The organism is Clostridium sp. 001 (assembly GCF_019056555.1).
GTDB lineage: Bacteria > Bacillota > Clostridia > Clostridiales > Clostridiaceae > Clostridium_B > Clostridium_B ragsdalei.
The window spans coordinates 2237368-2261096 of record NZ_CP020473.1 but is presented as its reverse complement, the minus strand read 5'-3'; the positions used below and the strand labels follow the sequence as shown (position 1 = coordinate 2261096).

Annotated in this window: 23 protein-coding genes; 8 read left to right on the top strand and 15 right to left on the bottom strand. The window is 30.6% G+C overall.

Translation table 11 applies throughout. From position 1 onward, the window contains the following. The first annotated feature begins 3 nt into the window (after window positions 1–3). The 4 genes from B5S50_RS10470 (at window position 4) to B5S50_RS10455 (ending at window position 4183) form a co-directional block, all read left to right on the top strand. Window positions 4–1347: an acetyl-CoA carboxylase biotin carboxylase subunit gene (locus B5S50_RS10470; protein ID WP_217303720.1), complete on the top strand. Its 1344-nt coding sequence runs from the start codon at window positions 4–6 to the stop codon at window positions 1345–1347. Between the two features lie 101 nt (window positions 1348–1448). Further along, the gene (gene accD / locus B5S50_RS10465) at window positions 1449–2324 is read left to right on the top strand and encodes an acetyl-CoA carboxylase, carboxyltransferase subunit beta (protein WP_217303719.1); all 876 of its coding nucleotides are present in this window, start codon (window positions 1449–1451) and stop codon (window positions 2322–2324) included. 27 nt (window positions 2325–2351) lie between these two features. Continuing rightward, complete coding sequence (locus B5S50_RS10460; RefSeq protein WP_065076933.1) at window positions 2352–3197, top strand: acetyl-CoA carboxylase carboxyltransferase subunit alpha; 846 nt, start codon at window positions 2352–2354, stop codon at window positions 3195–3197. Between the two features lie 38 nt (window positions 3198–3235). Continuing rightward, the gene (locus tag B5S50_RS10455; protein ID WP_217303718.1) at window positions 3236–4183 is read left to right on the top strand and encodes a phosphoglycerate dehydrogenase; all 948 of its coding nucleotides are present in this window, start codon (window positions 3236–3238) and stop codon (window positions 4181–4183) included. A 73-nt stretch (window positions 4184–4256) separates the two neighbouring features. Here the strand turns inward: B5S50_RS10455 and B5S50_RS10450 are convergent, their stop codons facing one another. The 12 genes from B5S50_RS10450 to B5S50_RS10395 all read right to left on the bottom strand — a co-directional run bounded on the left by B5S50_RS10450 (window position 4257) and on the right by B5S50_RS10395 (window position 15511). Beyond that, on the bottom strand, window positions 4257–5456 hold the full coding sequence (locus B5S50_RS10450; protein ID WP_217303717.1) for a S8 family serine peptidase: 1200 nt from the start codon (window positions 5454–5456) through the stop codon (window positions 4257–4259). Between the two features lie 335 nt (window positions 5457–5791). Continuing rightward, on the bottom strand, window positions 5792–6685 hold the full coding sequence (locus B5S50_RS10445) for a selenium metabolism-associated LysR family transcriptional regulator (RefSeq protein ID WP_217303716.1): 894 nt from the start codon (window positions 6683–6685) through the stop codon (window positions 5792–5794). A gap of 97 nt (window positions 6686–6782) precedes the next feature. Then, a complete protein-coding gene (locus B5S50_RS10440; RefSeq protein WP_065076929.1) occupies window positions 6783–7214 on the bottom strand; it encodes a DMT family transporter in 432 nt (143 codons plus the stop codon). Window positions 7215–7326: 112 nt separating this feature from the next. Continuing rightward, entirely contained in the window at window positions 7327–7791 is a 465-nt protein-coding gene (locus tag B5S50_RS10435; RefSeq protein WP_065076928.1) for a dUTP diphosphatase, read from the bottom strand. Between the two features lie 292 nt (window positions 7792–8083). After that, on the bottom strand, window positions 8084–8329 hold the full coding sequence (locus B5S50_RS10430) for a TM1266 family iron-only hydrogenase system putative regulator (RefSeq protein ID WP_065076927.1): 246 nt from the start codon (window positions 8327–8329) through the stop codon (window positions 8084–8086). Between the two features lie 87 nt (window positions 8330–8416). Beyond that, a complete protein-coding gene (gene asnS, locus B5S50_RS10425; RefSeq protein WP_065076926.1) occupies window positions 8417–9808 on the bottom strand; it encodes an asparagine--tRNA ligase in 1392 nt (463 codons plus the stop codon). 244 nt (window positions 9809–10052) lie between these two features. Further along, the gene (locus B5S50_RS10420; protein ID WP_254306743.1) at window positions 10053–11876 is read right to left on the bottom strand and encodes a DUF4434 domain-containing protein; all 1824 of its coding nucleotides are present in this window, start codon (window positions 11874–11876) and stop codon (window positions 10053–10055) included. 171 nt (window positions 11877–12047) lie between these two features. Further along, window positions 12048–12548: an SEC-C metal-binding domain-containing protein gene (locus B5S50_RS10415; protein ID WP_065076925.1), complete on the bottom strand. Its 501-nt coding sequence runs from the start codon at window positions 12546–12548 to the stop codon at window positions 12048–12050. Between the two features lie 232 nt (window positions 12549–12780). Further along, the gene (locus B5S50_RS10410; protein ID WP_083985512.1) at window positions 12781–12942 is read right to left on the bottom strand and encodes a CxxH/CxxC protein; all 162 of its coding nucleotides are present in this window, start codon (window positions 12940–12942) and stop codon (window positions 12781–12783) included. Window positions 12943–13005: 63 nt separating this feature from the next. Continuing rightward, window positions 13006–13791, bottom strand: coding sequence for an MBL fold metallo-hydrolase (locus B5S50_RS10405; RefSeq protein WP_065076924.1), 786 nt, complete (start codon window positions 13789–13791; stop codon window positions 13006–13008). 29 nt (window positions 13792–13820) lie between these two features. After that, on the bottom strand, window positions 13821–15083 hold the full coding sequence (locus B5S50_RS10400) for a UDP-N-acetylglucosamine 1-carboxyvinyltransferase (protein ID WP_013240769.1): 1263 nt from the start codon (window positions 15081–15083) through the stop codon (window positions 13821–13823). Window positions 15084–15343: 260 nt separating this feature from the next. Continuing rightward, window positions 15344–15511 (bottom strand): DUF1540 domain-containing protein, encoded by a 168-nt coding sequence (locus B5S50_RS10395; protein WP_013240768.1) that lies wholly within the window; start codon window positions 15509–15511, stop codon window positions 15344–15346. 217 nt (window positions 15512–15728) lie between these two features. Between B5S50_RS10395 and B5S50_RS10390 the strand changes: the two genes are divergently transcribed. Continuing rightward, a complete protein-coding gene (locus B5S50_RS10390) occupies window positions 15729–16277 on the top strand; it encodes a 2'-5' RNA ligase family protein (protein WP_065076923.1) in 549 nt (182 codons plus the stop codon). 52 nt (window positions 16278–16329) lie between these two features. Here the strand turns inward: B5S50_RS10390 and B5S50_RS10385 are convergent, their stop codons facing one another. Next, window positions 16330–18228, bottom strand: coding sequence for a glutamine synthetase (locus B5S50_RS10385; RefSeq protein WP_065076922.1), 1899 nt, complete (start codon window positions 18226–18228; stop codon window positions 16330–16332). Between the two features lie 340 nt (window positions 18229–18568). Here B5S50_RS10385 and murI point away from each other — a divergent pair, with 340 nt between their 5' ends. Next, on the top strand, window positions 18569–19354 hold the full coding sequence (murI, locus tag B5S50_RS10380) for a glutamate racemase (protein ID WP_065076921.1): 786 nt from the start codon (window positions 18569–18571) through the stop codon (window positions 19352–19354). A gap of 126 nt (window positions 19355–19480) precedes the next feature. Then, on the top strand, window positions 19481–20149 hold the full coding sequence (locus tag B5S50_RS10375) for a helix-turn-helix domain-containing protein (protein ID WP_065076920.1): 669 nt from the start codon (window positions 19481–19483) through the stop codon (window positions 20147–20149). A gap of 103 nt (window positions 20150–20252) precedes the next feature. Here the strand turns inward: B5S50_RS10375 and B5S50_RS10370 are convergent, their stop codons facing one another. Both B5S50_RS10370 and B5S50_RS10365 read right to left on the bottom strand, forming a co-directional pair. Then, the gene (locus B5S50_RS10370; RefSeq protein WP_065076919.1) at window positions 20253–21152 is read right to left on the bottom strand and encodes a radical SAM protein; all 900 of its coding nucleotides are present in this window, start codon (window positions 21150–21152) and stop codon (window positions 20253–20255) included. A 78-nt stretch (window positions 21153–21230) separates the two neighbouring features. Then, entirely contained in the window at window positions 21231–22280 is a 1050-nt protein-coding gene (locus B5S50_RS10365; protein WP_065076918.1) for a transporter, read from the bottom strand. 287 nt (window positions 22281–22567) lie between these two features. Between B5S50_RS10365 and B5S50_RS10360 the strand changes: the two genes are divergently transcribed. Then, window positions 22568–23671, top strand: coding sequence for a hypothetical protein (locus tag B5S50_RS10360; protein WP_065076917.1), 1104 nt, complete (start codon window positions 22568–22570; stop codon window positions 23669–23671). Window positions 23672–23729: the final 58 nt, after the last annotated feature.

Sequence of the window (23729 nt, the reverse complement as noted above, 5' to 3'; positions counted from 1 at the left end):
AAAGTGTTTAATAAGATTTTGATTGCCAATAGAGGAGAAATAGCAGTTAGGATAATTAGAGCTTGCAGGGAAATGGGAATAGAAACTGTAGCAGTGTATTCAGAAGTAGATAGGGATGCACTTCACACTCAGATGGCAGATGAAGCCATATGTATAGGACCGGCATCTCCTAAAGAAAGTTATTTAAACGTACAAAATATAATAAGTGCCACAGTTTTATCAGGAGCACAAGCCATTCATCCTGGATTTGGTTTTTTATCTGAAAACAGTAAGTTTGCAAGTATATGTCAGCAGTGCAATATTACTTTTATAGGTCCTACTCCGGAATGCATTGACAATATGGGCAATAAGTCTAATGCCAGAGATATAATGGGAAAGGCAGGGGTTCCTATCGTACCAGGGTCAGATGGGGCCATAAAAACAAATGAAGAACTTTTGGAAACTGCAAGAAAAATAGGATACCCTGTTATGATAAAAGCATCTGCAGGCGGTGGTGGACGTGGTATAAGAGTTGTATATGATGAATCTGAGATTATAAAAAATTATGAAAATGCTAAAGCTGAAGCTAGTGCAGCCTTTGGAGATGATACTATATACTTGGAAAAGTTTATAGAAAGGCCAAAGCATGTAGAAATTCAGATACTTGGAGATAATTTTGAAAATGTAGTTTATCTGGGAGAAAGAGACTGTTCCATGCAGAGAAGAAATCAAAAAGTAATGGAAGAAGCACCTAGCAAGGTAGTTACGGAAGAACTTAGAAAATGCATGGGAGAAACAGCTGTAAGGGCTGCAAAAGCTGTACATTATAATAATGCTGGAACTGTAGAATTTCTTTTAGACAAAAATAACAATTACTATTTCATGGAGATGAATACTCGTATTCAAGTAGAACATGCTATAACAGAAATGGTAACGGGTATAGATCTTGTAAAAGAGCAGATAAAAATTGCAGCAGGAGAAAAGTTGGATTTTTCTCAAGAGGATGTGAAAATAACTGGTCATTCTATAGAGTGCAGAATAAATGCAGAAGATGTAAAAAGAGGTTTTATGCCTTCTCCAGGGAAAATAAAAGATTTATATGTACCTGGAGGTTTTAATGTAAGAGTAGATAGTGCAGTGTACTCGGGATATAATATTCCTCCCTATTATGATTCTATGATAGCAAAGCTCATTGTATATGGAAAAGATAGAGATGAGGCTATATGTAGAATGAGGAGAGCTCTGGGAGAGTTTATTATAGAAGGAGTTAGTACCAATATAGACTTCCAATTTGAACTCATAGATAGTAAGGAATTTATAGAAGGAACTTACGATACAAAGTTTATAGAAAATAATTTCAAGTATTAATTCCTTCCTTTATTTGTAGTAAAATAGTTATATTGCTTTACTATAAAATAAATTGACTATTTACGATTTGGTGGTCAATCTTATAAGAGAGGTGATAAAGCTTGTTAAATAAATTCTTCAAAAAAACAAAATATATTACAGTTAGTCAGAGGGCTTTAAATAATATCCATGAAGATTTAGATTCAAAGCCAAGTATACCAAATGGAATGTGGGTAAAATGTGATGGATGTGGCAAGGTACTTTATAAGCAGGATCTAGAAAAAAATAATAGAGTATGCCAGTATTGCAAGCATCATTTTAGGATGAATGCTAAAGAAAGAATAGATCTTATAACAGATAAGGACAGCTTTTGCCAATTTGATGAAAACATGACGTCTACTAATCCTATAGGATTTAAAGGATATGAAGATAAAATCAGTAACATGCAGAAAAAGACTAATCTCAAAGAAGCTGTAATTACAGGAAAGGGTACCATAGGAGGAGAGTCTTCAGTAATTTGTGTTATGGATAGTAATTTTATGATGGGAAGCATGGGTTCCGTTGTAGGAGAGAAAATTACCAGAGCTGTAGAAAAAGCTATTGAGTTAAAAATACCTCTAATTATTTTTACAGCTTCTGGAGGTGCTAGAATGCAGGAAGGTATTTTTTCATTAATGCAGATGGCAAAGATAAGTGGAGCTATAAATAGGTTGAATGATGCAGGACTTTTATATATATCGGTTCTTACAGATCCTACTACTGGTGGAGTTACAGCAAGTTTTGCTATGCTTGGTGATATAATTTTAGCAGAACCTGGAGCGCTCGTGGGATTTGCAGGAAAGAGAGTAATAGAGCAGACCATAAAGCAAAAACTTCCTGAGGGATTTCAAAGTGCAGAATTTCTATTAAAACATGGATTTGTAGATAGTATAGTTTCAAGGGAAAGTTTAAAGAATACCTTGAAGAAGATATTGTATATTCATAATAGGAATAGGTAAATTTTCTAAATGAAAGGAAGCTCTTATATGGAAAAATTAGAAAAGGTTCAAAAAATTTTTAATAAAAAATTTGAGAGTAAAAATGCGTGGGATAGGGTTACTTTAGCTAGAATGATAGAAAGGCCAACTTCACTTGATTATATAAATAGAATATTTGACTCTTTTATGGAGCTTCATGGAGATAGATATTTTAATGATGATCCTTCTGTAGTAGGAGGTATTGGATTGTTAAATGGGGAACCTGTAACAATTGTGGCCCAGCAAAAAGGTAGGAATACACAAGAAAATATAAAGAGAAATTTTGGTATGCCAGAGCCTGACGGATATAGAAAAGGATTAAGACTTATGAAACAGGCAGATAAATTTGATAGGCCTATTATATGTTTTGTGGATACACCTGGAGCCTTTTGCGGCATGGAAGCAGAGGAAAGAGGACAGGGAGAGGCAATAGCCAAAAATCTAATGGAGATGTTTAATTTAAAAGTACCTATAATATCTATAATAGTTGGAGAAGGTGGAAGTGGTGGCGCCCTTGCTTTTGCTGTAGCAGATTCAGTTTGGATGCTGGAGAATTCTATATATTCTATTTTAACCCCGGAAGGTTTTGCAGGTATACTATGGAAAGATGCTTCCAAAGCTAAGGAAGCAGCTGAGATTATGAAAATTACAGCTCAAGATTTAAAAAAATACGGTATAATAGATAAAGTATTAAAGGAACCTGCAGGAGGGGCACAAAAAGATGTAGATAAAATGTCCTGCACCATAAAAGAAGAACTTATAGAAAAAATAGGTATACTTAGGAAAAGATCTAAAGAAGAGTTACTCCAGGAAAGGTACAATAAATTTAGAAAAATGGGCAAGTTTATGGAATAAGTGGATTTTAGGTATTTGATTTTGTAGGGGTGAGTCTTATGGGAATTAAATTACTGTGTACGCGTGATTTTGGTAAGAAAAGTATCAGCGGCATACAAAGATTAGGATATGACATAGAAGTAGTTGAAGATGACAATTTGCATTATAAGGATGAATTTAAGGATGCAGAGGTTTTGTTATGCTATGATCCTTTTAAAACTCTAGATATAAGTAAAATGAATAAGTTAAAATGGATACAGCTTTTTAGTGTTGGAATAGATCAGGCTCCCAAGGATGATATTAGGAAGAAAAATATAATTTTGACTAATAATAAGGGTGGATATAGCATACCTATGGGAGAATGGATAGTATTAAAGATATTAGAAATGCTGAAACACAGCCAGAAGTTCTATGAAAAACAAAAAAATAAGATCTGGAAAATGGATATGGGAATATTGGAGTTGTGGGGCAAAACGGTAGGATTTATAGGTACAGGTAGTATAGCTAAAGAAGCGGCAAGTAGATTGAAACCGTTTGGTGTAAAAATTTTAGGATTAAATACAAAGGGCAATGATGTGGAACATTTTGATAAGTGTTTCTCTTTGGAAAATGTAGAAGATATGTTAAAGTTATCTGATATAGTAGTAGTGTCTATTCCCTATACTAAGAAAACCAATCATTTAGTAAATGAAAACTTATTTAAAAGTATGAAAAATGGAGTTTACATAGTGAACATTGCTAGAGGATCTATATTAGATGAAAAAGCTTTGCTAGAGAACATAAAAAATGGGAAAATAGCAGGAGCTGCTTTAGATGTGGTAGAAAATGAGCCTTTAGATGAAAGTAGTCCTTTTTGGGAATTTGAAAATGTAACTATAACACCTCATAATTCTTGGGTATCAGATCAAGTGGACATTAGGAGATTTAATATGATATATGATAATCTAAAAAGGTATGCATCAGGAGACAAGTTAGTAAACATAGTAGATATAAATAAGGGTTATTAGAATTAAATTATATTTTGTTAAATGATAAACTACAAAGAATAGATCAAACTATTCATTTGTAGTTATTTTATATTTAAGGCAATAATCTATTTAAATCCAACATACCAGAACCTTGACACCATTTTGGTACGTTGATTAGGTTGCAGGATATTTTTAAAAGAGAACTTAGATCATTGAAAGTGAGCTCAGGATTATTTTCATACATTAAGGCACATACACCACTTATATAGGCTGCGGCACAGGAGACTCCCGTATAATATACATATGGATTTTCAAGCGGTTTTGGATATAGTTTCGCTCCATTTCGCTGGGGTATATATTGTGTATTTGAATTTATAGAGCATATATTTACGCAGGCAGCACTCAGGTCAGGTTTTTGAATTTTATTAATGGGACCGCAGGAAGAGTATTTATAGGGTTTAAGATCTTTAAAAGTTGTATCAATGCCTGCAGCAGTTATACAATTGTTTAAAGTGGCAATGCCTTTTATGCTACCTTGAAGGTTACCTCGGTGACCAGACGGCACTATAATTGTTATGTTTAATTTAACAGCTATTTGAAACATTTTTTCAAATAAGGATAGTATGAAATGATTATCCATATCTAGTTCAAAGGGAAGGCAAATTATTTTTATTTTTTCATCTGAGCTTTCATTCAATAATAGCTGAAGTGAAAATAATATATCTGACACATAGCCTTTACCTAGAGCATTAAAGGCTTTTATAGAGTAAATACTGCTGTTTTCTGCAATACCTTTATATAGTCCTTTGGACTCAATACCGCTGCCACACATAATTCCACTCATAAAAGTACCATGTCCATTGTCATCATAGGGATATTTATATGAGTTTATTAAATCCACAAATTTTGTTATCTTATTTTTAGGATTCAAAAGATCTGGATGAGGGTAAGAACCTGAGTCTATTAACCCTATACACACATTTTTACCTGTGAGTTTGTAGTTATCCTCAAATACTACACCATTTGAAGCAAGTATGCTATTATTACCGCATAGTAGAGCACAGCAGTCATTTGTCACGTAACGCACTTGAGGAAATTCTATTATCCTGTTTATAGAACGAGAGGTTAAGGTGGCACATATGCAATTTATAATTGGAATTGAACGTATTATTTTACCGTTGTACAGCTTTATTTTTTTTTCTATAATTTCCATAAGAGAATTACATTTTATTATAACTCTGTAAGTTTTATATAATCCCTTGTCCATTGATAATTTTAGGTTAAGTTCCAATTTCTTTTTTATGGAAAACATATTATTCTCCTTAAAATTTATTACAATATATTATAATGCTTATTACAGTATATGTGCTATAGTTAAAAATTAATAATTGAAAACTAATAGTGAAGGATGATTTTTAGCTATCGCAAAAAATCTTTAAATTTATATGAATCAGCAATGTTTCGCTTTAGCGAAACGAGTTGTTAAAAGTTTAATCAAAGATTTTTGTAGTGCAACGAAAAAAATCCACATTAACTCTCCACTTTCCACTCTCAATTCTCAACTAAGAAAATTGCTTCGCATTATTTTTATATTAATTCAAAATTTTATGTATAAGTTAATTTAGGAAAAAAGAACCCTATAGCATACTAATCTATCTTAAAACATTTTTTACAAAAGTTAAAAAATGATTTTGCTGTTGGAGTAAGAGATCTCTTAGAACTTATAATAAGATATATGGATCTAGTTAGTGGAATATCCTTTATAGTACTTTCCTTTATAAGTCCTAGGGATATATAATTTTTAAGTACTTGCTTTGAAACTACAGCTATACCAAATCCTTTTCTTACAAATTGTATAAGAGTGCTTATATTATTCACTTCTAAACATGAAGTTATGTGAGAAGTACTATATCCATTTTTTATTAAGGCATCTTCAAATGTCTTTCTTGTAGCAGAACCTTTTTCTCGTAATATAAAATTGTACTTAAAAAGGGAAGGTATGTCTATAATATCGGGAATGTTAAAGGAAGGATGAGATATAATAACTAGCTCATCTTTAGTTAATTCATAACTTTCAATTTTTTCATCGTCTATAGGTTCTCCTATTAATCCAATTTCAAAATTAAATTTTATTATGTTATCAATTATTTTTGAAGAGTTTAATTCTAATACATCGAAAGTTACACCAGGATGTATATTATGAAATTTTTCTATTAAGGAAGGAACTAAGGTGTTACAGGGAGTAGTACTAGAAGCTAATTTTAAATTACCAGTTATAGTTTCATTAAAATTAGTTAATGTATATATGGCGTTGTCACGAATTTCTAAAATTTCTAATGCAAAGTTTAGAAAAGATTCTCCTGCAGGAGTAAGACGTACCTCTTTAGAAGTCCTATCAAATAAATATACTTTTAATTCTTTTTCTAAAATAGAAATGTGAGAACTAATGGCAGGCTGAGATAAAAAACTGAAATTTGCAGCCTTTGAAAAGCTTTTAAATTTAGCTACATTTATAAAAGCTTCTATTTGTTTAAAGTCCATTGAAAATTCCCCCTTAAAATGGCAGTTTTACTTTTTTAACATATCCTGTATTAATTATATATTTATTTAATTAATTAGTCTAATATATTAAAAGTATCTAACTTCTCCATTTAAGTATTATTATACCTAAAACCATCATAGTCAATCCTAGTATTTTATTTGTTGTAAAACTTATTTTCTGGGAATCAAACAATCCCCAAAAATCAATTAAGGCTGCAGTAGCAAGTTGGGCAACTAAAATTATTGCAATAGAATGAGTTGGCCCTAGAAATTTAATGCCTTGTATTACAGTTACTGTTATGATTATACCTAAAACCCCACCTAAAAGGTATAACTTTTTGCAGCAACTTATGTTTTGCAAGGTGTTTTTTTTGCTAAAAAAAGCTAAGATAAGGGCTATTACAAACCCAGTGCCTTGAACTATTGTGGTTGTGATCCATAGCCCTAATTTATCACTCAATCTAGTATTAAATACACCCTGAATGCTCATGCTTATTCCTGCTACTATTGAATAAAGTATACCAAACAATTTATATCGCCTCCCACAGTAGTTTAACCATAGGAGATCTATATTATTAAAACTTTGTTTATAAAAATATTCTCAAGGTTATGCACTTGAGAATATTAGAAGTTAAGTTTATTTACATAAGAACAGAATGTTTAGAGTAGTAAGCATTTTCTATGACTTTCGTGGAAAAACCTAGGCTGTATCCTAAACTCAAAAAATCTTCGAATAAAGTTATGTAATGATCTTTAGATGAACAGACGATAAAGTCATTTATATCGATATATAAATTTAAGAATTGAGATGTAATATCTCCATCGTTGGTTTTTACGTTTATTTTAATATCAGTAAATTCTTTTTCAAGTCCTAGAGTTAATATAAAATTTAAAGAATTTATATACTCCTTTAAAATTAAATCATTGTTTGCAGTTACATCATTACTCCAAAAATTAAAACACTGGGTTTCATTAGCCAGTTCAGCCATTTTTACTTGAAGTGCAAGAGTTTCCTTTGAAATTAAAGAATCTTTTTTTATAGAAATGTTACTTCTAATTCTGCTATTTAAATTTTCTTGTAATTCAAATAATTTTACTATATTCATGCATAGGCCGCCTTTCTTTATATATAATTATTATAAAATTTTTTTACAATGACTTTTCCTACATATTATATTTTAGCGAAATTTAATAAATATTGAAACAATGTGCAACCGGTTACAATGAAAAAAATTATAAAAATTTATAAATTTTTATAATTTTTCGTATAAAGTAATTTTAATGTCAAAAGTAAAAGGTTTACAAAGTAATTTTATTATGTAAGGATATTTTGAACACAAAAATAAGACCTCCTTAATTTTATGTAAATTTTAGAAGTCTTATTCTTATTTAATAAAATTACTTTTTAGTTATAGCAGTTTTTACCGTTATTCCATCCATTTTACCTAACTTGCCAGTCATGGAACTTATTTCATCTGAGGTACCGTCTACTATTACTGATATAACTGAAACGTTTTTTTCTCTGTATGGAATACCTAATCTTCCCACTATGATATTTGAAAAAGAGTGAAGTATAGTATTTACTTTTGGAGAGTTTTCAAGGTCGTTTACTACTATACCAACTACACCTATTCTTTTTTCCATACAATATTACCCCCCTTAAGGCATTTGAAAGAAATAGGCTAGCATATTGACTAGTTATTTCTTTGAAAATGCCTAACAATTAGTGCATTAAAATTCAGCAGAACCAGTTGTTCTAGGAAATGGAATTACATCTCGTATATTAGACATACCAGTTATATACATTAGTATTCTTTCAAACCCAAGGCCAAAACCGGAATGTTTAGTTTCTCCATATTTTCTAAGTTCTAAGTACCACCAATAATCTTTTTTATTAAGTCCAAGTTCTTCTATTCTTTTTTCAAGAACTTTATATCGTTCTTCTCTTTGGCTTCCTCCAATTATTTCTCCTACTCCTGGTACCAAAAGATCTGCAGCTGCAACTGTTTTCCCATCTTCATTTTCTCTCATATAGAATGCTTTTATGGCTTTTGGATAATCGGTAACAAATATAGGCTTTTTAAATACTTTTTCAGTTAGATATCTTTCATGTTCTGTTTGAAGGTCAATACCCCATTCTACTGGATATTCAAACGATGCTCCACTTTTCTTTAATATATCCACAGCCTCAGTGTAAGTTATTCTACCAAATTCTGAATTAGCTACATTATCTAATCTACTAAATAAAGTTTTATCTATGAAAGAATTGAAAAAGGCCATTTCTTCTGGTGCATTTTCAAGCACGTAATTTATTACATATTTTACTAATTCCTCTGCTACATCCATATAATCTTTTAATTCAGCAAAGGCCATTTCAGGTTCTATCATCCAAAATTCAGCAGCGTGTCTAGCTGTATTTGAATCCTCTGCTCTAAAAGTAGGACCAAAAGTATATACATTTCTAAAAGCAAGAGCCATAGTTTCTGCGGACAATTGACCACTTACAGTTAAATTTGTTTCTTTACCAAAGAAATCTTTTGAATAGTCTACGCTGCCATCTTCCTTTTTAGGAATGTTATTTAAATCCATGGAAGTTACTTTAAACATTTCTCCAGCACCTTCACAGTCACTTCCAGTTATTAAAGGTGTGTTTGCATATACAAATCCTCTTTCTTGGAAGAATTTATGAACTGCATAAGCTGCTATAGAACGAACTCTAAATACTGCAGAAAAAGTATTGCTTCTTGATCTCAAGTGAGCGATGGTTCTAAGATATTCTAAAGTATGTCTTTTTTTTTGAAGAGGGTAGTCTGAAGATGAATTACCTTCTAATGTTATTTTCTTGGCCTGTATTTCAAAAGGCTGTTTTGCATTAGGTGTAAGAACCAAGGTGCCCTCTATAGACAATGATGAACTGATAGCTAATTTTGTTAGTTCTTTAAAGTTAGTCAATTTTTCATCAAAGACTATTTGAATGTTTTTGAAAAATGATCCATCATTTAATTCTATAAAGCCGAATGATTTAGAATCTCTTAGGGTTCTAATCCAGCCTGAAATTTTAATATCTTTGTTTACAAATTTTTCAGTTTCTCTATAAAGAGATCTTATCAATGTGGTTTCCATAAATTTTCCTCCATAAGTACATTGTATTTTAAATTTTCATAACTGCTTTAAAATATTGGATTAACTGAATACACAGTTTTTAAGATTAGTATGAACTTTATAAATAGGTTCTTGGTATCAGAGGGAGTTTTAACTCTATCTGATGCTTAGGAATCGTTATTTAGTCACATTCTATTATATTATACAATAATATAATAGGTATGCAAACGAAAAATTTACATTAAACATATGTACAGTGGTGTTTTTAGTTACCTCGCACTTCAAATTCATCTATAAAAGTATAATAATTAGGTTTAGTAATAGAAGTTAGTTTTATATATCTTGCATTTATAGGCCTGGACAAAGTTAAATATAGTGGATATTTGGAACCATATCTATCTGAAAAAGGTACAGAAGGAACCCTAAAAAGTCCTACAGGTGTAAAATTTACACCATCTTCAGATACGGCAATAGAAGCTCTATCGGGAAGTTCAGCCCAAGAAATTGTGTCTCTAAAATAACTTACCATGAATTGTTCCACTTGTTTTGAGCTTCCTAGATCTATAGTTATATCTATAGGTTTAGTGTACCAACCTACCAAAGCTTTGTCTTTTACTGAATTTACAGAAGCAAACTTTCCGTCAGTAAGTTTTTTAAGCGTTGCATCATTGTAATTTTCGTGGGGCATAGGAAGCAAGGTGTAAGTGCAATTCCTTGAAAGCAGGTTTGGAAGCTTTTTTATAGAATCCACTGCAGCTACTGCAGGTTTTGAAGGTTTTGATACATTGCCCGAAAAACCTAGAGATCTTACTTCATAAGTACAATGTTTTGTATCTTCACGTAGTAAAGGTATATCTGTAATGGATTTAGTAAAAGATTGAGGATTACCTCCATATTTCCTTTGGGTCATAATACGAGAAATTAGGGTACCGTTTCTGTAAACTTCATAGCCGCAAATATCATTAGAGTTTTTAGGGCTTGACCAAGTTATTCTAAACTTGTTTTTTTCTATAGTTGATACAGTTAAATTTTGAGGAATATCTAATTTTTTTATAGGAAGTTTGCCTTTTTTTACATAATAAGAATATGCTTCATTAAAGCCACTGTCTATGTTATTTGGACTATAATAGTGACTGTAAGAAAAACATATTATGTTGTCCACACAGGGCTGTTCCAAAGTGAGTTGTTTTAAAAACCTGTCCAAAGGTGTACTGGAGTTATTGGCATAATCAAAGTTTTCAGCATTGGCCCAAAATAACATGCCAGGTTTGCTGTCTACAGCTTTTCTAAGGGCAGTATACCATGAATTAACTTCTTCTAGTTTTAGCCTACCACTGCCTACGCAATCTTGAGGACAAAATATATCTCCTTTTTTAAAGTCTGTTTTTGAAAATACATATTTCCAATCTGCTTCATATTCTTTGGCAGTACCTGCAGATGAATTCATGAAGGGCGATAATAAAATAGGAAGACGTTCTTTTCTTTCACTAAGAGTTTTAAGGTGAACATTTATAGCATTTATTAGAGCGTCATATTTATTGAATTTATTAAATTTAGCATTGTCTACTTCATAAGGAAAATACCATCCATAAAAAGCATTAGGATATTTACGGTGATAGTTCTTATATAAATCATCAGCTATAAGACTGCTTCTTTCTATTTGAGAATTTAACCAGGCTGAGTTTTCCGGAGATATTTGCCACCACTCATTGTTATAATTGGTATCCATAAAAACTTTCATGTTTAATTTTTCAGCATTTTTTAAACATAAATCCACAGGATCAACGCTAGGATATAATTTCAGGTAGTTTGTGTTTGAATTTTTATATGAAATCTTAGTAATGTTGTCATTAGTTTGGGAGACACCAGATAGCACCAAATACTTCATTTTGTTTTGCTTTAGATAGGTTAGTTCCTTCTGCCAATCACTATCTGACCAATTTTGAGTGAGATCTAACTGGATAAATGACCCGGTGACTATGGGGTAATTTTTATTAGACTTAAGTGGGCTATTAAAATAAATAAATGTAAAAAGAGCAATTGCTAAAATTGAAATTATGAGTGTGATTTTTTTGCTTTTAATTTTCATATTTAAAAATCCTCCTTTATAAAAAATTAAGTTCTATTTTACGATAATATATCAAATGATTCTTAGGTTCAGATGGAGTTTGCTTATATGACAGCGATGGGATAAATATAATAATAAAAATGGAGCAAACTTTAAAAAGCTTACTCCAAATTAAACATGAAAATCATATACTTATTTTTTACCACAGCACTGTTTATACTTTTTACCGCTGCCACATGGACAAGGATCATTTCTACCAACCTTAGTTTTATTTACTACGGTTTTAGAAGAAACCCATTGTTTATGTATTTCTCTTCTTTTTTGATTTGAAAATATAGACTCCCACTGAGGAAGATCATACAGATAATCAGCTTTGGCATCTAACATGTTAAAGTATAATTTTTCAAAATTAATTTCTATAGCGATTTTTGAATCTACCTTTAAGTCTTCAAGAACTAAAGGTTTTTCAAGACTGTCATTTATTCCATCTAAAAATCCCATGAAAAATACTTCTGAAGTTTCAAACTTTTTTGCCAAGTCTTTTATAGCTCCATCTATAGCGCCCTCATGTTCAGATAAAATTTTTGTATAAATACTTTTTTCAATTGAGCCATATTCTTTCCAAAAGGCAGCTTCACCTTTTGACTTTACAAAATTTACAACCATATTTGTCCAATCTTCATACAAACTCATACGTTATCCTGCTGTATACATTTTTTACAGCAGTACCTCCCTTCAAATCTACAGATAAATATATAGGTGTTCTAATTTAAGGGCTGATTTGTATTAATACAATGCCAGCCTTTGTCTAAAATCACCATATTTATCTTCTATTTTAAATATTTTGTCTAAGTTAAAAATCTTTTTAATAAAAAACCTATACTGAGGTATTATAATAAAAATTATTATATTTTGCAATTCCTTTTTAAGGTCTTGATTTTAAGGCGTAAGTGGCCTCTTTGTTGCAATAAGTACACTTATGGCCTGTTATATTCACCAAATAGGGAAAAGTTTCATTATCCACCAAAAAATCATCAAAAGCTATGTCAACATGATGATCACAGCAATATGTAGTTTCTCTTTCCATTTTAATATCACTCCTGACAGTTTTCACAAGGCAAAATTAACTGTATAAAATCTTCCCATACTTTTAAAAGCTTATATAATTGCTGGGCTGATCACGTCTTGCCATGGATATGCTTACATCAGTATTTAATTTAATGCCGCATTCTCTTAAACTATTTGTTACAGTTTCATAGGCTAATTCAGGATAATTATTTATTTTACTTAAATGTCCTAAAATAATTCTTTTGAATTTTCCATTTAAAATGTCTGGGATGGCCATTCCACAGTCATCATTTGATAAGTGACCTATTTTACTTAGAATTCTCCTTTTTAAATCATAGGGATAAGGTCCAAACTTTAACATTTCTACATCGTGGTTACTTTCTAAAAGAATTAAATCTGAATCTTTTAATATATCCTTGATGTCATCTGATATAAAACCTAAGTCTGTTGCTACACATGCTTTCTTGTTTTTACAGTTAATTGCATATCCATAAGGATCTGCAGCATCATGGGATATACTATAACTTACTATGTCCATGTCTTTTATGTTTATATAATTGTCATAAATTATTTTGATATTATGTTCTTTTATCTTGCCTATAGATTTTAACATGGCTTTCCAGGTAAGGGTATTTGCATATATAGGTATATCATATTTCCTAGATAACACACCTACACCTTTAATATGGTCACTGTGTTCATGGGTAACTAGTATGGCGTCTATGTCATTTGGCTTATGTCCAATTTTTAAAAGAGCATTTTCTATACTTTTACCAGAAAGTCCTGCATCTATCAGAATTTTAGCATTATCAGATGCTATAAATATGGAATTTCCACTGCTGCCACTGTATAAAGGACAAAAAATCATAATAAATCTCCCTATTAATAATATTTGTATTACTCAGAATAAGATACTCTCTTTATATCGGCACCTAGAGCTCTAAATTTATCTTCTATATTGGGGTATCCCCTATCAATGTGTTTAATACTCAAAACTTCAGTAGTGCCCTCGGCAATAAGGCCAGCTATAACCATTGCAGCACCAGCTCTCAAGTCTGTTGCTTTTACAATAGCTCCACTGAGCTTACTTACGCCATCTATAATGGCGGTTCTACCTTCTACTTTAATATTGGCACCCATTTTTTTGAGTTCATCTACATGCTTAAATCTACTTTCCCATATACTTTCATTTATAATGCTTCTTCCTTCTGCTACGGTTAAAAGAGTACTTAAAGGTTGTTGTACATCTGTAGGAAATCCAGGGTAAGGTTGGGTCTTTATATTTACGCCCTTTAATTTTCCACTTGATTTTACAGTAACAGAATCACCATCTTCTATTACCTCAGCTCCCATTTCTATAAGCTTTGCTGATATAGATTCCAGGTGCTTAGGTATAACGTTTTGGACAACTACTTCTCCACCGCAGGCTGCTGCTGCAATCATATACGTACCAGCCTCTATTTGATCTGGTATAACACTATAGGAGCAACCTTTTAGTTCTTTGACCCCTACTATTCTTATTATATCAGTGCCTGCACCTTTTATATTCGCTCCCATGCTATTTAAGAAATTTGCTACATCTACTACGTGGGGTTCCTTTGCTACATTTTCTAAGGTAGTTACTCCTTCTGCAAGAGAGGCAGCTAACATTACGTTTATAGTGGCCCCTACGCTTACTACGTCAAAAAATATACTTGTTCCAATCAATTTTTTAGCTTCTACTAATACACAACCGTGTTTAATTTTAACTTGGGCACCCAAAGCTTCAAATCCTTTTATATGCTGATCTATAGGTCTAACCCCTATAGGGCATCCTCCTGGTAGTTCAACCCTAGCTTTTTTAAATCTACCTAGCAGTGCGCCTATGAGATAATAAGAAGCTCTCATTTTTCGTACATCATCAGTGTTTGCATCTATACTATTTATAGTAGTACTATCAATTACTACTGAATTTTTACCTGTTTTTATTTCGCAGCCTAAACTCTCAAGAATTCTTTCTATGCAGTGGACGTCTTCTATATTAGGTATATTATCAATTGAGCATAATCCTTTACTGGCCATTATTGATGCCGGTAATATTGCTACAGCAGCATTTTTTGCACCGTTAATTTCTATAAAACCGGAAAGAGGCCTTCCACCATTAATTACCAATTTATCCATTCACGTATCCATCCTTATCACAAATTTATATTTATATAAAGTTTAGAAAATCTCAAATTTAATTCATATTACACAAAATTTATTATATCATAATTTTGTGTTATTTTAACATAAAATTTGAAAATATGAATGATACTCTTAAATTATAATATAAATGAAATTAATTATTTTTTAAATTAAAGCCCAGCTTTAATGACAAAGCTGGGCTGGTGGAATTGTTTTAAGTTTTTATTGTTTCAAGTAGATACTGTGGAGAATAATTATTCTTGCTTCATAAAACTACCACAGTCAGTACATTGTACGTCTTTAGCCATAGATTCATGCTTTGTAACTTGTATTTTGTCGAGAGTGCAATAATTTGTATTCTTTGCATGAAATCTGCATTCATTTACTATACATCCAATACTATTATTTTCAGTATTATTCATAATATACCTGCTTTTAAAAGATAAATATATTTTAAAGCAGGATTTCACCTCTTTCTCTTTGTAAATTTTATAACATTAGTATTTTTACACTTAGACACATTTTATATACCTATAATTATTGGTAATTTTTAATGCTATAAGAATAATAATTATGTGATATAATGTTAGTTACATACTATACATTTTTGTAAAATTAATTTGGGGGATTGAGAAAATAATGAAATATTATTTAGTAGCTTTGTTTGATAAAGATTCCTATTCTTATATTGAGCATATACAAAGGAATATATGTAGAAAGTATAGATTGTATAAAAATATACCGCCTTTACATATAACTCTTGGAGCTGTGGAAAATCCAGATATAGAGAAATTTACTAAGATTGTTTCTGATATATTAAAACCTTATAAGAAGTTTAAAGTAAAAGTGAATGAAGCCATTTGTTTTAATCAATCTTATAAGTCTGTTAATTTAAAGGTAGAAAATAAAGGATATGTAATAAGGCTGGCAAGACAGATAAATGAAACTTTAAAACTTTATAAGTTTGATGTTAGAGAGAATGGAAACAATTGGGACCTACATACTGTACTTGCAAATACGAATTACTCCATTAAGGAATTGACATCCAAGGAGTACGTTTCAGCTTGTAATAATAACAAAAAAGATGAAATTTATAAAATGGCTCGAATAGATAGAATAGCACTTTGGAAACCTATAAACAATAGAAAGGAAACACTTATAAAAAATTTCCCTTTAAGGGATTTTTAATATAATTTGATTAAAAAGGTAGTAAACTTTAAGCTTACTACCTTCTTTATACTTAGATATCTAATAAATTTTTCTTATAACTTGAGTATAAATCTTTCAGTTCACTAATTTTTTCTTCAGCTTCTATTTGAAGGTTAGATACTTCTTCGTAATCTCCAGCTTCTGATGCAAGTTTTATTCTAGTAAATAAGCTTTTATTAGAATATGAATCTTTCATTAAGTAATATCTTAAATCATTTATTTTTTGCCAATTAGCTACATCTAGATCTAAAGCTTTATCTATGGAATGTAACATCTTACAATCTCTTATTTCATTGGAGTAATCATTTAATATTCTATGATTTAGTTCTATTAGCCATCTAGTTGTAGCTCCTAATCTAAAGCTGTTTATTAATTTTTCGTCTAATACACCTTCTGCAGTTAGGACAGCTTTTTTCTCTGGGTATTTATCAAGAGCGCTGAGATTTTCATATACAGTTGCAGGGGCTGTACCAAATAATCTTACTCTTTCTTCATCAGAAAAGGATTCAAATACATTTTCCTCACTTCTATATGCCCTTCCCTTTTCCAAATAATCTGCATCATCTTCAGCTTTCTTGGAAAGTTCCTTTAATAAGTCATCTTCTGTTTTTTCATTTGTAACCGCATATTTTATTCCGTCCATCATAGCTAAATATAATGTAGTTACAGCTAAATAGGTGTTTGTATGAGGATTTGGAGCTCTTAATTCAAATCTTGTAGCTAAAGGATTTGCAGAATCTCTTATAACTCCTATAAGTACAGTTCTGTTTCTTGAAGGAATCTCTGCAGAGTGACCTAGGGAAGTTACTATACATATAGGTGCTTCAAATCCAGGTTTTAATCTTCTGAGGGAATCAGTGGTGTTAGAAACAAAAGGATTTATAACTTCGTAGTTTTTAAGTATTCCCATTACAGAAGCATATCCAAAAATACTTAAGAAGTGTTCTTTAGTAGAAGAAAATAGATTCATAACTTTACCATTTTTAAGTTTTAGTGCTATTCCTATATGGGTATGTTCTCCGCTGCCAGCTACCCCTTCAATAGGTTTAGCAAGGAAAGTAACATCTAATCCATTGCTTCTAAAAGTTTCTTCAACTATATTCTTTACAAGTAATTCATTATCTGCTGCTTGAACAGCAGTACAGTATTTCCAGTCTATTTCTAATTGTTCCATTACATGATTGAAGTTTCCTGATTTATCTACTTTAGCTTTTACACCGCCTACTTCTTTATGTCCCATTTCAGGCTTTAAGCCGTATAAGTTCATATTTAATAGAGTTTCCTCTAAGGCTGTTTTTACTATACCTTTTGTTCTAGTCCAATATTGTTCTTGAAGTTCCTGAGATGTGAATAATTCTTCAGTGTGTGCTTTATCGTTAGGTGTCATTACCCAAAATTCTAGTTCTGTAGCACAAGTAGCAATTACATCATCTATATCCTCGTATTTTATTCCAAAAGATGATATAGTACTAGGGTATTTTTTAAATAAGTCTAAGAGATTTGATGTGAAATGTTCTACACAATTTTTTAGAGCGTATCTAGAATCTACTGCTTTGTTTTCATGATATAGGAAACAAGGAATTCTCAGTGTTCCAACAGGCTTATTTGTTTCAAGGTCAATATTTTCTTCATTGTATTCTACATACCAATTTACATCAAGATCAGGCAGCATATCTACTTTTGCATTGTTTAGAGTTGCTATTCCTGGAAGAACTACAGATGAACCATCAGTTTGAATTGCTCCATTTAAAAAGCCATTTATATCTTTCAAAAAGACCTCAATAGGGATTTTCTCATCAGTATTGTTACCAGAAAGATCTATACCTATAAGGGACACAAATTTTATTTCTGAATGTGCAGTTAGCATTTTCTTTAAATTTTCCTCTGAGTGCGTTTCTTTAGGCACTACATACACTAGATCTTTTAACATAATTCCATTCCTCCTATAAATAATTAGAAGAGTATCTCATTTTTAATACTCTAATATTTTTACACCTAATAAATTGCTACTTTCGTTATTTTAATAACTCAAATTTATATATCTATGATTTTATAATTAATATTGATATATGTCAATAGAATTTTGAAGGAATTTATAATTGTAATTGCAATATTAATAGAAAGCAAGAAATTTGCAACATACTTATATTGTAGATTTAAACGATTAATTATACTCATAATTTAGTTTTTTAGATTTTTTTTGTATAGTTTAAATGTATAATATATAATGAATATAGAAAGTTTTTTGATTAGAATAATGAGGTGATAGAGTGGATTTAGAAGATAGACCTATTGGTTTTTTTGATTCTGGAATAGGTGGAATAAGTGTTTTAAAAGAAGCAGTTAAAATCTTATCAAATGAAGATTTTGTGTATTTTGGAGATTCTAAAATGGCTCCTTATGGGGTAAAAACTGCAGAAGAGGTAAAAAGACTTACTTTTAATGCAGTAGAGCTTCTATTAACAAAGAATATAAAGGCGTTGGTTGTGGCTTGTAATACTGCAACTAGTGCAGCAATAATAGATTTGAGAAAAAAATATAGCAAATCTATGCCTATAATAGGCATAGAACCAGCTTTAAAACCGGCAGTAGAATTTAATAGAAAAGGTAAGATAGTAATAATGGCAACTACTATGACCCTTTCAGAAAGAAAGTTTAGTAATCTCATGAAAAAGTATGAAAGTAGATCATCGATAGAACCACTGCCATGTCCTGGTTTAGTAGAACTTATTGAGCAGGGTAAGATAGAAGGAGAGGAAGTAGAAGGTTATTTAAAGGAAAAACTAAATTCACTGAAAGATGAAGGAATTGCAGCAGTGGTATTAGGATGTACTCATTACCCATTTGTAAAGAAAAGCATACGCAAAATTTTAAATGAGGACATCCCTATAATAGATGGAAGTAAAGGTACTGTAGAACAACTTAAAAGACAGCTTGTTAAATACCATATAAAAAACAATAAGAATAAAGTAGGAAAAGTAACAATATTTAATTCCATGGAAAGTAAATTTATAATACAATTGAGTTATAAACTTTTAAAAGAGGGAAGTATATAGAAAGTTTAAAGTTTAAATATCAAAGTTCAAATAATGACTTCCTTCTTGCATTAGGAAATCTATAATTTTAATATTTTCTGACATTAGGAGAAAAATAATCATTATCTATTAAATTAGGAGGAGAAAATGAATAGAGTAGGACAAAAAATAAAATTAGCAAGAACTGAATTGGGTATTAGTCAGAAACAGTTAGCTAAAAAACTAGGAGTTTCAGAGAAATTTATAAATGAAGCGGAATCTGGAAAGAGAATAGTAAATCAAAATATAATTGATAAACTTTCCAAAATATTAGGTAAAAGTATAAATGATATAACTATGTCTTTTGAAGAGGAAGTATATAAAGAAGATAAAACTCCAAAATTTTCTCCAGTAACTAAGAAGGAGAAAGTACAGGACGTTTGGAGTGAGGCTTTTGGATCTGTTTTAAAAAAGGTACCTATTTATAAATATGATATGAGAAGATCAGTAGGATTTAGACAGCTTCCGTTGATTGATAATAAAATAGAAGGATATGCTCAGGATAAAGTGATGTATTTGCAAGTAGAAAGTGATGATATGGAAGGATTTAGAATACAAAGAGGAGATTTAGTTTTTGTACACATCACAGGGGAAATCTATAATAATTCTATATATTTAGTAGAATATAGTGGAAAAAGGGAATTGAGACAGATAAAGAAGCTGGATAGTAATAAGGTGCTTCTTATTAGTAGTAGAAGTGGTATAAGAACAGAAACTATTGAGATTAAAAGTTTAAAGATAATTGCTAAATTGGATAGACTTGAAATAAAACTTTAATTTGGAATTAAAGCTGAATATTTAGGACACAACTAGGTAAAAACAAAATATAGTGAAATTGGCTAGGATAGGAACAGAGATTCTATTCTAGCCAATTTCTAATTTAAATTCCTTCTAAGTTGAAGTCAGGTACAAAACTTTTAGAAGAACTTGTACTGTCTTGAATAAATGCATTTTTTATACCTAGAGATAGACAATAATTTATAAATGAATCATAGTGCTTTGGGCTTAAAGGCCTGTTTATTTCAGGAAACTTATAAGAATTATACATAGGTGTATATTGATTCATTATGCTTATGTAAACTGAATCTCCAAAGGTATTGTATATATAATCTATTATTTTCTTTGAGTCAAATAATAAACCGGGCAGCATGAGGTGACGTATTATAACCCCTTTTGTTACCATGCCGTTTTTATCAAATTTTATAGTGCCTACTTGGTTAAACATTTCTTCTATGGCTTTTGAAGCATAGATAAAGTAGTCGGGGGCATGAGAATATTTAACTGCATATTTGCTATTAAAATATTTTAAATCAGGAAGATACACATCTATATATCCTTTCAGGTCTTTTAAAGCAGCTGCATTTATATAACTGTTAGTATTGAATAATACTGGAAGATGAAGACCCTTTGATTTAGCTATATCCAGGGCTTTAATTATTTGTGGAATGTAATGGGTTGGAGTAACTAAATTTATGTTGTGAGCATTTCTATCCTGTTGTTCTAGAAAAATTTCACTAAGCCTTTTTATGGATACTTCTTTTCCTATGTTCTCAGCACTTATAGTGTGATTCTGGCAAAAAACACATCTTAGATTACAATTAGAAAAAAATATAGTTCCTGAACCATTAATACCAGAAATGCAGGGTTCTTCCCACTTGTGTAAGGATACTTTGGCTATTTTTACATTTTTGCCAGCATTGCAAAAGCCAGTTGAGCCTTTTAATCTGTTTGCTTTGCAGGATCTAGGACATAAGATGCAATTTTCCAAATAGTTTTGCATAAAAGCACTTCCTTTAAAGTTTAGATAATTAAAAATCAATATGATTATAGCTTTTTAATTATAACATAAAGAAGTAATTCATTTATTATAATTTCTAAGATAAAAAACAATACATTGTACTATAAATATAAGACTTACTAAACCAAAAGCAGGATATAAAAATGAAATTAGTTTTACAAAACCAATTTGGGATACAGGAATTGTAATTAATATTATTATAATTATTGATCTTTTATAGGGTATATTAAATACTTCTTCAAAGTTCTTTCCTACACTATATATATTAGATACCTCTGTAGAAAACATCTCCAACCAAATTATAGCAAGCAGTACTATTTCTAATATTTTTCCAAAACGATTTGCTATGTAGAGGAGGGGAATTTCATATTTAAATATATAGGGTATATTCAAAATTAGCATGAAGTTTATTATAAAAACCAGTATTGTAAGGATTAAGGAGCCGATAATAGAACCTGCGATAAGACTTTTCCTTTTGTTTATGGAAAGACTTAAAGGCACTAAAACGCCACTGCAGGATAACATATTAAAACCAGAATACATTAATGAAGAGAAAAGCCAGCTCTGTTTACAGCAATTTATATTTTTTAAGCTAGATATATTTAGATTTTTATAGAAAGCTAAATATAATATAAATAACGTTACTATTACTAATATAAGTGAAGGAACTATGACTGAATTTATTTCAAGCAGCCCTTTAGTATCTCTAAATAATGTAATCATAGCTATAAATATCATAAATATTATACCTATCCACCGTGATACTCCAAAGTATTGATGAATTAGGGCGCCACTTCCAGCAAGTATTATAGCTGATCCACCAATTAAGAAAAAAGTAGTTAAGGAATTGGTAAGTATACCTAAAAATCCAGGACTTACTAAGGATATGAGACCATCATAAGAGTTTAATTTATATTTTTTGCTTATGCTAATTATTATAATTGACATTACTATGTATACAATACAGCAGATCAATATACCTATGAAGCTTTTGTAACCATATTGGGTAAAAAATTGGCTTATTTCTTGTCCTGATGCTAAGCCAGCGCCAACTATTGTACCTATAAATACAGCGGCTACTTGGAAAATCAAAACAATCTCTTTATTCAAAAATATCCCCCCAGTAATATAATTTTTAATTTTACTTATGTCCACTTTTCCGAAAAGGCAGCCATCGAATAAATATATCCTATATATAAATATATAAATCACATATAAAAATAATGAATTATAAATTAAAATTCTATTTACGGGAAAAATAAAGTTTAAGTGAATTAGCTAAGGCATTTGAAAGAAAATAGGTTGGCATAATAACTAGTTATTTCTTTCAAAATCACTTAACTTAATAGAAGGAGGTGAATTTCTACTACAGAGTAAAAACTGAGAGTAGGAAGTATATGAGAAAAAGAAGTATAATTTGTACCATATTACTTATAATTTTTTCTTGTAGTTTAATATGCGGATGCAATTTAAATAAAAAGGAAGATACTAAAGAGTCAAATGAAAGTTTTGATATGAAAGCAGCAGGCAATACGGTAGATACTTATATGAAATATCTCATGAAAAGTGATGTTGAGAATATTAAAAAATTATATTCCAAAGAACTCCTAAAAAGTCCCATAAAGAGTGAAAATCAAAATTTAAAAATTGTTGGATATAGTTTAAGTGATAGCAGCGAAATTGGAAAGTCAGGGCAATTTAAGGTAAAAGTGGCAAGAGTAGATTTAAGCAAACCTTTTGCAGTGTTAGATGAATATTCTATAAAAGTAGTAAAGGAAGGTAATGACTATAAGATTAATAAAACTAGTGATGTTGTGGATAGGGAAGCATTTATTGAAAAAGATAAAATAAAAATGAGAAATAAAAATGATGTAAAGACAAATGTAGTAATAGACATAACAAATGTACCTAATTATGTATTTCCAAAAGATGATAAGGTAAATATAGATAAGGCTGCTGTACCAAAAAACAACTTTGGTATAATTGATTTTTCCTATACGGGAGATAACATGGCAATGGTTACTTATAACAAAGATTCATATATAGGAGTAATAAAAATAGATGAAAGCATGTCAGCACAATCCCAGGATTCTGACGGACAGCAGGGTGATGGCGGTGACAGTAAGGATGGAGGAGAAGGTGGCAAAAAGGGTGAAGTGGAGAAAACAGTAGGAAAAAATATAACTAATTTAGATCTTCTAAAGGATTCTAAAGTAGAATTTGTAACATTTTCTCAAGATGAGAAGTTTGTCATGGCACAATATACAAATGAAAATATAGGTCATTGTATAAGACTCTATAAGGCAAATTCAGGAGATATAGTGGATTACAAGTTTGAAGAAAAATTTCCTCTTGATAAAGTGGATGTAGTTTTTTCCTCTTTTGATGAAGATATATTAAACTTTGATGTTACATCAAAAAATAATAGTAGTGAATCACTTTCTAAACTAACTGGTAAGTGGAAGTTAAGCTTAAAGAATTTTAAAGCAGTGAAAATGTAATATTGTGATATAATGACAATGTATTATTTATTGGGAGATTGAGAGGATGAAGGGTTAG